The sequence below is a fragment of the Sphingomonas sp. SORGH_AS_0870 genome, from assembly GCF_031453175.1.
Lineage (GTDB): Bacteria > Pseudomonadota > Alphaproteobacteria > Sphingomonadales > Sphingomonadaceae > Sphingomonas.
On the sequence record NZ_JAVIYW010000002.1, the window covers coordinates 1,229,628 to 1,242,278 of the forward strand.

General features: G+C 67.2%; 11 protein-coding genes and 1 tRNA gene. 7 read left to right on the forward strand and 5 right to left on the reverse strand.

What is annotated here, in order from left to right:
- Nucleotides 1-140 precede the first annotated feature (140 nt).
- Genes QE363_RS06320 through QE363_RS06330 form a run of 3 tightly spaced genes read left to right on the forward strand, consistent with a single transcriptional unit; the run spans nucleotide 141 to nucleotide 3,342 of the window.
- A complete protein-coding gene (locus QE363_RS06320; protein ID WP_307104754.1) occupies nucleotides 141-1,634 on the forward strand; it encodes a circularly permuted type 2 ATP-grasp protein in 1,494 nt (497 codons plus the stop codon).
- Complete coding sequence (locus tag QE363_RS06325; protein WP_309693270.1) at nucleotides 1,634-2,569, forward strand: alpha-E domain-containing protein; 936 nt, start codon at nucleotides 1,634-1,636, stop codon at nucleotides 2,567-2,569. Before QE363_RS06320 ends, QE363_RS06325 begins: the two co-directional genes overlap by 1 nt.
- Nucleotides 2,569-3,342 carry a transglutaminase family protein gene (locus tag QE363_RS06330; protein WP_309693272.1) on the forward strand — a complete coding sequence of 258 codons (774 nt, stop codon included), beginning with the start codon at nucleotides 2,569-2,571 and terminating at the stop codon, nucleotides 3,340-3,342. Before QE363_RS06325 ends, QE363_RS06330 begins: the two co-directional genes overlap by 1 nt.
- A gap of 52 nt (nucleotides 3,343-3,394) precedes the next feature.
- Here QE363_RS06330 and QE363_RS06335 read toward each other — a convergent pair whose 3' ends face one another.
- Together QE363_RS06335 and QE363_RS06340 are read right to left on the reverse strand one after the other, a co-directional pair.
- Complete coding sequence (locus tag QE363_RS06335; protein WP_309693274.1) at nucleotides 3,395-4,192, reverse strand: arginyltransferase; 798 nt, start codon at nucleotides 4,190-4,192, stop codon at nucleotides 3,395-3,397.
- 128 nt (nucleotides 4,193-4,320) lie between these two features.
- Nucleotides 4,321-5,598 carry a threonine ammonia-lyase gene (locus QE363_RS06340; protein ID WP_309693276.1) on the reverse strand — a complete coding sequence of 426 codons (1,278 nt, stop codon included), beginning with the start codon at nucleotides 5,596-5,598 and terminating at the stop codon, nucleotides 4,321-4,323.
- A gap of 470 nt (nucleotides 5,599-6,068) precedes the next feature.
- Between QE363_RS06340 and QE363_RS06345 the strand changes: the two genes are divergently transcribed.
- The 3 genes from QE363_RS06345 to QE363_RS06355 all read left to right on the forward strand — a co-directional run bounded on the left by QE363_RS06345 (nucleotide 6,069) and on the right by QE363_RS06355 (nucleotide 8,629).
- Entirely contained in the window at nucleotides 6,069-7,988 is a 1,920-nt protein-coding gene (locus tag QE363_RS06345; RefSeq protein WP_309693279.1) for a potassium transporter Kup, read from the forward strand.
- The gene (locus QE363_RS06350; RefSeq protein WP_309693283.1) at nucleotides 7,985-8,497 is read left to right on the forward strand and encodes a 2'-5' RNA ligase family protein; all 513 of its coding nucleotides are present in this window, start codon (nucleotides 7,985-7,987) and stop codon (nucleotides 8,495-8,497) included. Before QE363_RS06345 ends, QE363_RS06350 begins: the two co-directional genes overlap by 4 nt.
- 55 nt (nucleotides 8,498-8,552) lie before the next feature.
- Nucleotides 8,553-8,629 (forward strand) — tRNA-Met (locus QE363_RS06355).
- Here the strand turns inward: QE363_RS06355 and QE363_RS06360 are convergent.
- Nucleotides 8,608-9,828, reverse strand: coding sequence for a hypothetical protein (locus tag QE363_RS06360; protein ID WP_309693285.1), 1,221 nt, complete (start codon nucleotides 9,826-9,828; stop codon nucleotides 8,608-8,610). The genes QE363_RS06355 and QE363_RS06360 overlap by 22 nt on opposite strands.
- A 269-nt stretch (nucleotides 9,829-10,097) precedes the next feature.
- On the opposite strand from QE363_RS06360, the gene QE363_RS06365 reads away from it, so the two are divergent.
- The gene (locus tag QE363_RS06365; protein ID WP_309693287.1) at nucleotides 10,098-11,330 is read left to right on the forward strand and encodes a GGDEF domain-containing protein; all 1,233 of its coding nucleotides are present in this window, start codon (nucleotides 10,098-10,100) and stop codon (nucleotides 11,328-11,330) included.
- Nucleotides 11,331-11,336: 6 nt separating this feature from the next.
- Here the strand turns inward: QE363_RS06365 and fdhD are convergent, their stop codons facing one another.
- Together fdhD and QE363_RS06375 are read right to left on the reverse strand one after the other, a co-directional pair.
- Complete coding sequence (gene fdhD / locus QE363_RS06370; protein ID WP_309693289.1) at nucleotides 11,337-12,143, reverse strand: formate dehydrogenase accessory sulfurtransferase FdhD; 807 nt, start codon at nucleotides 12,141-12,143, stop codon at nucleotides 11,337-11,339.
- Nucleotides 12,140-12,646, reverse strand: a complete 507-nt coding sequence (locus QE363_RS06375; RefSeq protein ID WP_309693293.1) for a molybdenum cofactor guanylyltransferase — start codon at nucleotides 12,644-12,646, stop codon at nucleotides 12,140-12,142. Before QE363_RS06375 ends, fdhD begins: the two co-directional genes overlap by 4 nt.
- Nucleotides 12,647-12,651: the final 5 nt, after the last annotated feature.

Sequence of the window (12,651 nt, forward strand, 5' to 3'; positions counted from 1 at the left end):
CTCGATAGGGTGACACCCCTCCGACGCGCTGCGCGCGCCACCTCCCCTTGCAGGGGAGGAATTATCCTATGCCCCCCTTGCACGCCCCCATCATGCGGTGCAGCATGGAACCCGGCCGCAAGGGGGAGCGTAACAACCGGATGGGGACCATCGCCGCGTTCGACGAAATCATGGGGGGCTCGGGCGCGGTTGCGTCTCGCCCCGAATTGTCTGCTTTGCACCGCTGGCTCGATACCACTCCCGACACCGAATTGCGCCGCCGCCAGCAGGCGGCCGAGGCGACCTTCCGGCAATTGGGCATCACCTTCGCCGTCTATGGCGAGAGCGATGCGGCCGAGCGGATCATCCCGTTCGACATCGTGCCGCGCGTCTTCCTGCCCGACGAATGGGCGCGCCTGTCCGAAGGGCTGGTCCAGCGGGTCGAGGCGATCAACGCCTTCCTCGACGATATCTATGGCGAGCGGAAGATCCTGCGCGACGGCATCTTGCCGCCCGACCTGATCTTCGGCAATCCGCAGTTCCGTCCCGAAATCGCGGGGATGCGCCCGCCGCACGGCGTCTGGGCGCATATCTGCGGCATCGACTTGGTCCGGACCGGCCCGGACGATTTCTTCGTGCTGGAGGACAATGCCCGCACGCCCTCCGGCGTCAGCTATATGCTGGAGAATCGCGAGGCGATGCTGCGCCTCTGCCCCGAGCTGTTCCGGCAATTCCGGGTGGCGGCGGTCGACAGCTATCCCGACCGGCTGCTCGCCACGATGAAGTCTGTCGCGCCGCACGGCGTGGCCGAGCCGACCTGCGTCGTGCTGACGCCGGGCCATTACAACTCCGCCTATTACGAGCACAGCTTCCTGGCCGATTCGATGGGGATCGAGCTGGTCGAGGCGGCCGATCTGGTGGTGGACGACGATATCGTCTGGATGCGCACCATTGCGGGCCGGGTGAAGGTCGATGTCATCTATCGCCGGGTCGATGACGATTTCCTCGATCCGTTGGTGTTCCGTCCCGATTCGATGCTGGGCGTGCCCGGCCTGATCGCGGCCTATGCGGCGGGCAATGTCGCGATCCTCAACGCGCCGGGCAACGGCATCGCCGACGACAAGGCGATCTACAGCTATATGCCCGACATCGTCCGCTATTATTCGGGTGCCGAGCCCAAGCTGAAGAATGTCGAGACCTGGCGCTGTCGCGAGCCCGAGGCGCTGGCCTATGTGCTCGACCATCTGGACGAACTGGTCGTCAAACTGGTCGACGGGTCGGGCGGCTATGGCATGTTGGTTGGCCCGACCGCGACAAAGGCGCAGATCGAGCATTTCCGCGCCGCGCTGATCGCCGAGCCGCACCGCTATATCGCGCAGCCGACGCTGGCGCTGTCGACCGTGCCGACGCTGGTCGAAAGCGGGGTGGCACCCCGCCATGTCGATTTCCGCCCCTTCGTCCTGACCGGCCGGAACGGGGTTGAGGTGACGCCGGGCGGCCTGACCCGTGTCGCCCTTCGGGAAGGCTCGCTGGTCGTCAATTCCAGCCAAGGCGGCGGCACCAAGGACAGTTTCGTCCTGCTCCATCCCGAACCCGATAGCTGGGTGCAGGTGCAGGGCCAGCAGTCGCAGATCCAGACGCAGGGGGTGCGCTGATGCTGTCGCGGACCGCATCCTCGCTCTACTGGCTGGGGCGTTATTTCGAACGGGCAGACTTCATCGCCCGACTGGTCGAGGCGACCGTCCGGCTCGACGTGCTGTCGCCGCGATCGGCGGGGCTGGCGGCCTGGGGGTCGGCGCTGGCCGTCACCGATACGGCGAGCGCCTTTGCCGATGGCGGGCGCGAGCTGCGTCGGCGCGAGGTCGCGCGTTTCCTGACGGTGGAGGGCTGCCATCCCGGCTCGATCGTCCGCTGCGTCGACATGGCGCGGACCAACGCGCGCGCGGTCCGTACCGCGCTGACCCGCGAGGCGTGGAGCGCGATCAACCGGGCCTGGCTGCATTTCGAGGCCAAGCCCGCCGCCGACGATCCGACCGCCGTCCTCGGCCTGGTCGAGGCAGTGAAGAACGAGACGCGCGGGTTCGAGGGTGCGGTGCACCGGATGCTGCGCAACCAGACGACATGGTTCATCCGGCTGGGCCAGGCGGTCGAGCGCGCGGACAACACCGCGCGGCTGCTCGACGTCAAATACCACATCCTGCTTCCGGCGGGCGAGCGGATCGGCGGCGTCGTCGATCGCGACCAGTGGACGACGATCCTCCAGACCGTCTCCGCCGTCACCGCCTATCGCTGGCTCTATTCCGACGGGCTGAAGCCCGCCAATGTGATCGACCTGCTGATCGCGCGCACCGAACTGCCGCGCAGCCTGGCGGCGTCGGTCGAGGAAACGGTGGACGTGCTGGGGCAATTGGCCCGGCGAACGGGGCAGCATGGGGAAGCGGATCGTATGGCGAGGGTGCGCGCAAACCGGATGGGCAAGACGCGGTCGGGCGACGTGATCGCGGGCGGGCTTCACCAATATCTCGAAGCCTTTATCCAGGAGAATGCCCAGCTGCACGGCGCCATTGGCCGTCAGTTCAAGTTCGCCTGATGCGTATCGCCATCGAGCATCAGATCACCCACCGCGTGCAAGGGCGCGGCGGGGCGATCGCCCAGATGCTGCGCCTGACACCGGGCAACAGCGACGACCAGACGGTCGGGCACTGGCGGATCGATGTCGACTGCGACGCGCGGCTGCGCCCCGGCCAGGACGGGTTCGGCAATGCGGTGACGATGCTCTATATCGAGGGGCCGGTCGAACAGGTGACGATCACCGCCAGCGGCGACGTGCTGACCAGCGACGCGCATGGCGTGGTCCATGGCACCATCGAGACGCTGCCGCCCGCGCTGTTCCTGCGCGCGACCCCCGCGACCCCGCAGGATGCGGCGATCGCGGCCTTCGCTCGCGAGGTGACGCAGGACACGGACGGGCCGCTCGCCGCGCTCCATGCGCTGAACGCGGCGTTGCATCGGCGCTTTGCGGATAAGGTCGGGCCGGGGGCGGCCGATGCGGGACAGGCCTTCGCCGCGGATGCGGTCGGGGCGTGCGACCTGGCGCACATCTTTTGCGTGGCGGCGCGGTCGCTGGCGATCCCGGCCCGCTTCGTCTCGGGCTTCGCGCTGCTCGACGGCGCGACCAGCGCGCATTGCTGGGCCGAGGCGCATGTCGAGGGGCTGGGCTGGATCGGGTTCGATCCCAGCATCGGCCTCAGCCCGCAGGACCGCCATGTCCGGGTCGCGGTGGCGCTCGATGCCGCAGGTGCCGCGCCGGTGGCGGGCGAGGCGTGGAGCGACCGGGTTCCGGTGGCCGCCGCGAGCCAGTAAGATATATGCCGCACCTCCGACCTCTCCCCTGAAGGAGAGGAGGTGCCGTCGGCTATGCCTCGCCCGCCTCGATCGCGGTTTCGACCGCGGGCGGGCCGGAGGCATCGGGGTTGTCGGCATGGAGCGGCGCCCAGCCACGCGGGCCCAGCGCCTCCAGCGGCTGGTAGCGGGTCTTGTACATCATCCGCGCCGACCCCTTCACCCAATAGCCCAGATAGACATAGGGCAGGTCGGCCGCTCGGGCGCGCAGGATATGGTCCATGATGATGAAATTGCCCAGGCCGGGCCGCGTCGCATCCTGAGTCTCGAAGAAGCTGTATATCATCGACAGCCCGTCGCCCTGCCGATCGGTCAGGCAGGCCCCCAGCAACCGCCCGCGCTGCCCCTGCGGACCGGCGGGTTCGCGATATTCGATCAGCATCGACTTGACCGGCGACAGCTCGACCATGTCGGCATAGTCGCTTTCGTCCATCGTGGTCATGCCGCCGCCCGGATGCCGCTCGCCCAGATAGCGGCGCAACAGGTCGAACTGCTCGGCGGTCGCCCAGGGCTGGCAGGCGGTCACCTCCAGATCGGCGTGGCGGCGGAGCAGCTTGCGCTGGGTGGCATTGGGGCGGAACCCCGTGCTGAGCACCCGAACCGAGACGCAGGCGGCGCATCCGGCGCAGGAGGGGCGATAGGCAACCCCCTGGCTGCGGCGAAAGCCGATCCGGCTCAGCGCCTCGTTCAGCTCGTCGGCATGTTCGCCATTGAGCTCGGTGAACACCTTCCGCTCCTCGCGTCCCGGCAGATAGGGGCAGGGCGCCGGGCTGGTGACGAAAAAGCGCGGAAAACGAAAGGGCGCAGTCACCGCCGGGCAGTTCCTTCAGGAGGGGAGAAGCACATGTCTAGCGATCTTCCCGCCCGATGGGATGGGGGTATCGTCGTACGGAAACGGGACGGTCGGCCGGGACATCGCTGACCCGGCCGCCATCGGGATCATGCGAGTTCGACCTGCGTCGTCTCGTAACCCGCCGCGCGCAACGCCTCGATCAGCCGGTGCAGGTGGAGCGCGTCGCGCGTCTCGCACTCGATATCGGTGATCAGCCCCTTGGCGGGCAAAGTGGTGAAGACGCGCTGGTGATAGACCTCGATGATGTTCACCCGCTCGTGGTCGAAGATGCGCGCGACGTTGAACAGCGCGCCCGGCTGGTCCTGCAACCGGATGCGCAGGCGGGCGAGCCGCCCCGAGCGGGCGAGGTCGCGCAGCAGGACATTGGCGAGCAGGCGCGTGTCGATGTTGCCGCCGCACAGCACGATGCCGACCGTCTTGCCGCGGAACCGTTCGGGATAGGACATCAGCGCGGCCAGTCCCGCCGCCCCGGCGCCCTCGACCACCGTCTTCTCGATCTGGAGCAGCGCGCTGACCGATTCCTCCAAATGACGCTCGTCGACCAGCAGGATCTCGCGGACCAACTGCGCCACCATCTGCGAAGTGAGGCCGCCCGGCTGCTTGACCGCGATTCCTTCGGCCAGCGTATCACCCGCGCAAGGGAGCGTGGTGCCGTTCAGATGGTTGTACATCGACGGGAACAGCTGGGCCTGCACGCCGACCACCTCGACCGGCGGGGTGGCGGTCGCCGCGACCGTGGCCATGCCCGAGATCAGCCCGCCGCCGCCGATCGGCACGACCAGCGTGTCGATGTCGGGCGCATCCTCCAGCATCTCGAGCGCGACGGTGCCTTGCCCTGCGATGGTGCGGGGATCGTCGAAGGGATGGACGAAGGTATAGCCGCGCTCGGCCTCCAGCACGCGGGCATGGGCATAGGCGGCGTCGAAGGTGTCGCCCTCCAGCACCACGGTCGCGCCGTGCCCTTCGGTCTGGACGACCTTCACGATGGGGGTGGTGCGCGGCATCACGATGGTGGCGGGCACGCCCAGCCGGTTGGCGTGATAGGCCAGGCCCTGCGCATGATTGCCCGCCGAGGCGGCGATCACGCCCTTGGCGCGCGCTTCGTCGGACAGTTGCAGCAGCGTATTGAGCGCGCCGCGTTCCTTATAGGCGGCGGTGAACTGGAGATTCTCGAACTTCAGATAGACGGTCGCGCCGGTCAGCTGGGACAGGGTCCGGCTGATCAGGGTCGGCGTGCGGATGATCCGGTCCGAAATCCGCGCATGGGCGGCGCGAACATCGTCGATCGTGACGATAGGCGCGGCCGATACAGGGACGGAGGACGGGATTTCCGAAGCGGCCTCTGGGGCGGTGCGAGTTACCATGGATCAGGCCGTAGCCGATCGAGGGCGGGAGGTGAACCGTTTCGGTGGGGAATGTGTTGCCGGGTACGGGGCGACCCCCTTCTTCTCCCCTCCCGCAGGCGGGAGGGGCCGGGGGAGGGCAGGGAGTCTCACCGAGACCATCGCTCGTGGCCTTCCCTCCCCCATCCCCTCCCGCCTGCGGGAGGGGCGTGCCTGGGGCTGGCCGTGTGCGCCGCCGCAAGCTTCTTGCCTTCTACAGGCGGGAGGGGTTGGGAGGGCAAGGGGGTCTCACCGAGACCATTCCTCGAAAGAACCACCCCACCACTGTTGCATTGCGGCATCGCCGCCCGCGCGAATCGTGCCCGAATGCAACAAGCGCCCGGCACCTGCGTTGCTGGCCTTTTGGGGCCATGCTAGGGCGTCGCGATGATCACAGGGTTGCCACGGATGTCGCCGATGATCCGCTCCGTCACCGGCACGATCGCCCAGTCATGAGCGTCGCACCGACCGGGATCGCCACCACCGCGACCGAAGAATCCCATTCCCACCATCCCCAGGGGCTGGGGCGCCTGGCGCTGGGGGCGATCGGGGTCGTCTTCGGCGACATCGGCACAAGCCCGCTTTACGCCTTTCGCGAGACCTTCGCGAACCCGCACCACCCGCTGCCGCTCGACAATGCGCATATCCTGGGCGTCATCAGCCTGATCTTCTGGTCGATGATGATCGTCGTGTCGGTCAAATATGTCGCGATCATCATGCGCGCCGACAACCGGGGCGAGGGGGGCAGCCTGGCGTTGCTCGCGCTCGTGTCGGGGCAGACCAAGACGCGGCGCTGGTCGCGCGGGATCGTGCTGCTGGGCGTCTTCGCCACCGCGCTCTTCTATGGCGACAGCATGATCACCCCCGCCGTCACGGTGCTGGGCGCGGTCGAGGGCCTGGCGGTCGCCGCCCCCGCCTTTGGCAGCTTCGTCCTGCCGATCGCGATCACGATCCTGATCGTCCTGTTCAAGATACAGCGTTCGGGGACCGAGCGGGTCGGGCTGTTCTTCGGGCCCGTCATGCTCGTCTATTTCACCGCCATCGCGGTGCTGGGCATCATGAGCTTCGTCCAGACGCCCGAGGTGCTGTTCGCACTGTCCCCGCATTATGCGGCGCAATTCTTCCTGATCGAGCCGGTGCGCGGCTTCCTGGCGCTGGGTTCGGTGGTGCTAGCGGTGACGGGGGCCGAGGCGCTCTATGCCGATATGGGCCATTTCGGGCGGCGGCCGATCGGCCTGTCCTGGCTGGTCTTCGTGCTGCCCGCGCTGATGCTGAACTATATGGGGCAGGGGGCCTTGCTGGTCCGCGAGGGCGCGGCGGCGCTGGAGAGCCCCTTCTACATGCTGGCGCCCGAGGGGTTGCAGCTTCCCCTCGTCATCCTCGCCACCGCCGCCGCCGTGATCGCCAGCCAGGCGGTCATCACCGGCGCGTTCTCGGTGACGCAGCAGGCGATCCAGCTCGGCTTCATGCCGCGCCTGCGCATCGAGCATACATCGGCCGCGACCGCCGGTCAGATCTACATCCCGCTCATCAACTGGATGCTGATGGTGATGGTGATCCTGCTGGTGCTGTTCTTCCGCTCCTCGTCCAACCTGACCTCGGCCTATGGGATCGCGGTGACGGGGGCGATGCTGATCGACACCTGCCTGCTGGGCGTCGCGCTGACCCGGTTGTGGAAATGGCCGCTCTATGCCGCGCTGCCGCTCCTCGGCCTGTTCTTCCTGGTCGACGGCGCCTATTTCCTCGCCAACCTGACCAAGGTGCCGTCGGGGGGCTGGTTCCCGCTGCTGGTCGGCTTCATCATCTTCACCTTCCTGACCACCTGGTCGACGGGGCGCAAGCTGATGATCCAGCGGTTGCGCGAAGGGACGATGCCGATCCACATCTTCATCGATTCGGCCGCCGGCGCCGCCAGCCGGGTGCCCGGCACCGCGATCTTCATGACCTCCTCGCCCGAGGGGGTGCCGCACGCGCTGCTCCACAACCTCAAGCACAACAAGGTGCTGCACGAGCGGATCATCCTGCTGACCGTCAAGATCATGAGCCAGCCCTATTGGCCCGAGGGCGAGCGCGCCAAGCTGGACGATCTGGGACATGGTTTCCACCGTCTGGTGCTGCGTTTCGGCTTCATGGAAGAGGCCGACGTCCCATCGGCGCTCAAGCGGGTCGAGATGGCGGGCGGCGCGTTCAAGATGATGGACACCAGCTTCTTCCTGTCGCGCCAGACGCTGCTCGCCGCCGAACGGCCCGGCATGTCGGTGTGGCGCGAGAAGCTGTTCTCCTGGATGCTGCGCAACGCCGAGAGCGCGATGGAATTCTTCCGCCTACCCACCAACCGCGTGGTCGAGCTGGGCAGTCAGGTCGAGATTTGAGCGGCGAGCCAGCCCCGATTATCGTCACCGCGCTGTTCGGGCGCGCCGACCAGGGCTGGTTCGACGGCTTGCGCCGCCAGCATTTTCCGCCCGAGCGCAACGTGCTCGATGCGCATTGCACGCTGTTCCACCATCTGCCGCCTTCGGTCGAGGCGGAGCTGAAGCATCGCCTGAACGGCCTGACGCGCGGGCAACGCGCGCCGCAGGCGCGGGCGGGCGGGCTGATGTCGCTGGGCCGGGGCGTGGCGATTCGGATCGAATCGCCCGGGCTGGTCGCGATCCGGCGCGAACTGGTCGATGTCTTTGCCGGGATGCTGACCCCGCAGGATGCGGGCGGCTGGCGCGCGCATGTGACGATCCAGAACAAGGTGACGCCCGCCACCGCCAAGCTGCTCCTCCAGCAGATGGAGCGCGATTTCCGCCCGCGCGAGGTGGAGGTGATCGGGCTGGGGGTCTGGTGGTATCGCGGTGGCCCCTGGGAAATGCTTTCGCGTCATTTGTTCGCTTGACGCCCGAAAATAGCCTGTCTATAGGCGCGCCTCCACCGGGTGGAACGCCTAGCATGGCGAAGTAGCTCAGCTGGTTAGAGCAGCGGAATCATAATCCGCGTGTCGGGGGTTCAAGTCCCTCCTTCGCTACCACCCGGTGTATTTCCTTCTTTCGTATCCCAAGACTGACCAACAGTCGCATCGTCCTGTGTGGCGAAGCGGACGGGGATGTTTGGCACCATCAGCATCGGCGCAGGTTCTTGCGCCTTCACCATCACCTGATCCAGCGGCACGGCATCGTCGGGCGCATTGGCGGCAAAGACTTGGACCAGCCGCTCTCCCTGTTTGGGAAGCAACGCGGTGGGAATCGCCTTTGGCCTGCCGCCCAGCGTCGCCAGCCAGGCGGGGCGGCCATGGCGATAGCTTCGGGCTGGGTGCACGATCTGAATATCCACCTCGCCGGTCGCCCCGAGCAGCAGCGGCGTCTCTCCGTCCATGAATATTGCAGGGCGTCCTCGAAGCCGCGATTGCGCCACGGCCAAGGCCGGGCGTGCGCGGGTATTGAGGTCGGACAGACTGGTCTGCTCGATCGTCAGCGGGTCGATTCCCGACATCCGCTTCAGCCGCTGCGCCATCATGCCGCCCTTGGGATCGTCGCTGCCGCCCTCCCAGACATGGCCGTGACCGACATAGACGAACAGCTTGGCATTGGGATTGGCGCGTAGAAACGCCAGGAGGTTGTCCGCCTGCGCCTGTTCGCGTTCGTGCACGCCGCCGTCCGGTGTCGATTGTGCCTTGGTCTGTTCATAGGCGAGCGGGCGATAACCCAGCGCCAGGGCATTGCGCACGAACCCGGCAAAGACCGGATCATGCGTATAGAAGCCGGTGTCGCGGCGCACGATGCCGTCGCGCCGCAAGCGTTCGACCGGGGCAAGATCGCCCGGCTTGGCTGCTTCGCCCGCAAAGGTCTCCGCCGCCAGCACGTCATAGCCCAGCGGGCGCAGCGCCCGTGCCACCTGCCAGGCAAAGGCACGGTCGCGGGGGCTGTAATGGGCTTCGTTCAGGATGACGATTCGGGTGTGCCGGGCCCGTGCGACGATTTCGTCGATGGCGTCGCGTGGCTGGGCGGCGGCGATCCGGTTCGCCCATTCGGCGTCGCCCGGCGCGCTCCGGCGGCCCAGGTCATAACGGGCCGGGTCCAGTTCATTGGTCACGAAGGGCGTGAATTGGGCCCAATATTGAAAGAGGAAGGGATCGGTCACCCCACCCTCGGCCGTAAAGGTGGATCGTTCGAGCAGGCGATTGGCATCCCAATAGCGTCCGGCAATTTCATATTGCCGTGCCTGTTCCATCACAGGCCTCTCGGGTGGTCGGTCCGCACCGGCCGCCGCACATGTCGCCAGCACCGATGATATCCAGAAACCGTGCAAAATCCGCCGCATGCCCATTGTCCTCCGACCTGACCTATGCGGAAGGATGACATCTTGGCCATTGTTGCGATAGAGGGGCGACGGACGTATTTTCGTGCCGTGATTCATGACCTGATCTTAACGGATATTTGGTCAATCGGGCGATAGGTCCCCTCATCACGATCCCAATGGGAGGCTTTGGGTTCCACGCCGTGAATGCCGCCGTCTATGCCCTGATAGCCAATAGCTGCATGGCGGCGCTGTTCGTCGTGACTTACGGCGTCGTCGCGATAACCTATTCGCGGCAGCGCGCGGCGGTCTGGTTCATGGTCAGCTATCTGCTGGGTTTCCTGACCCCGATCTGCGAATTGCTGTTCCGCTTCACCGATTATCGGCTGCTGTTCGCGGTGCTGGGATATGCCGCGTTCCTGGGCGCCATCACGGTGATGTCGGTGGGGATCCAGGCCTTTGCGGGTCATCGGCTATGCCGCCGTCCCGCCGCCTTGCTATGGGCGGGCGGAATGGCCTTGCGTATGAGCCTGCTGGGCGGCACCCGCAACAGCCTGCCCTATGAGATGCTGTTCCAGCTGCCGTTCGCGCTCGGATCGATCCTGGTCCTGTTCTCCATCCGGCGGATCGCGCAGAAGGGGCCGATCCGAACCCTGCTGATGGTGGTGTTCGGGATCATCGGCGCGCATTTCCTGGCCAAGCCGTTCATGGCGGCGTCGCTGGGTTCGGGGCATTCGGCGCAATATTATGCGACCAGCTATTATGCGGTCGTGTCGCAGGTCTCGACCGGGGTGTTGCTGGTTGCGGCCGGGCTGTTCCTGATGCTGCTGGTCATCCAGAAGGCGCTGGACGACACGATACGGGATGCGGAGAGCGATCCGTTGACCGGGCTGGCCAATCGGCGTGGACTGGCCCGGGCCGGCCCCGCGCTGCTCGCCGAGGCGAAGCGCGACGGGCACGGCCTTTATGCGATGGTCCTGGACCTCGATCACTTCAAGCGAGTCAACGACATGTTCGGGCATGCAATGGGGGACCGGGTGCTGGTGGCCTTTGCCGACCTGCTGCGGACCGTGGCCGCGCGCGATGTACTAGCGGTGCGCCTGGGAGGTGAGGAATTCGCGCTGCTGGTGCCTGATGCGTTTGGTCCGGCGGAGCGATCCGACAACCGGGCCAGCCACCTGGCCGGTGACATCCGCGCCCTGCTTCGTCGGTTCGACCGGCAGGGCCTGCCACCTCTGACGGTCAGCGGCGGCATCGTGCGCCATGCACCGGGCGAGACGCTCGACGATCTGATCGCCCGCGCCGACCAGCTGGCCTATCGCGCCAAGCGGGCCGGACGCGACCATATCCTGCACGAGCCGATACCCGTGGCGGTCGAGCCGTCCCATGACTGGCATGACGAGTCCGAACCGGGGCGGCGCGTCGCCACGGGCTAGGGCCGGTCAGTCGCGGAACAGCCCGTGCGGGTCGTTCGCGACCAGCATGGCATCGGCGCGCGCCAGCGCGATCAGCGTCAGGCCTTGCGTACAGGCATGGTCGATCGCGAGACTGGTCGGGGCCGAGATTCCGACCAGCATCCCGACGCCCGCGACCAGAGCCTTATCGACCATCTCATAGCTGATCCGCGAGGTGACGAGGATGAAGTCCGCCGCCCGATCCGATCGCGCCAGCGTGCCGACCAGCTTGTCGAGCGCATTGTGCCGCCCGACATCCTCCGCCGCCGCGAGCGTTGCGCCCACTGCATCGCAGGCGATGGCGGCATGGACCGCGCCGGTCAGCGCATTGAGCGGCTGGGACGCGCGAATGCCCTCCAGCGCGGCGAACAGCGTCGCGGTGCGGGCCTGGGGGGCAGGGGGGCGCTTGGCGATGGGACGCGCGATCTGCTCCAGTCCGGACAGGCCGCACAGGCCGCAGCTGGTATCGCTCGTGCGGTGGCGGACCCGGTCGTGGATCCTCCCCCGGCAATGTTCGGCCAGCGTCACGCGGACGATCCAGCCCGCCTCCGCCGCGAAGGGATCGATCTCGACGATATCGCCCGGCGCGTCGATCAGCCGCTCGGTCAGCAGGAAGCCGGTGGCGAAGTCCGCCAGCCGCTCGGGCGTCATCATCATCACCGCATAGCCGAAGCCGTCGACCTCGATCGCGACCGGGCATTCGACCGCGACGGCACGGGTGATCGGCTCGACCGTATCGGGCGACAGGCGGAGGAGCGTCAGCGGCCGGACGGGATCGCCAGTGACCGCCGTCACAGGGCAGCGAGGTCGGCGGGGGTGTTCACATTGGCGATCGGCTGGGGCGATGCGATGGGGATCGCCCCGATCGCCCGGACCCAGCCGCGCACCGAGCGATCGCGGTTGAGCGACAGATGCGCCATCAGATGCGCCCCCAAGGCGGAGGGCCACAGCCCCAGCACGGGCGCATCCTGGCAATAGCTGGGCTCGCGCCGCAGGATCGCGTCGATCAGCCCGTCGGGCAGGCGCGGCATGTCGCATCCGATGGTCAGCACACAGCGAAAGCCATGGGCGGCGGCATAGTCCAGCGCCCCGGCAATCCCGCCGAGCGGCCCCAGATCGGGCTCGGGCATGTCGGGCACGCCTTGCGCGCCGCCCACCTGCACCACGCGCGCACAATGGGGGGCGATGGTGGCGCGGGCATGCGCCACCAGGGTTCGGTCGCCCAGCATGGCGACCGCCTTGTTCGATCCGAACCGCGACGAACGCCCCCCGGTCAGGACGGCTCCCAATATGCTCATGACGT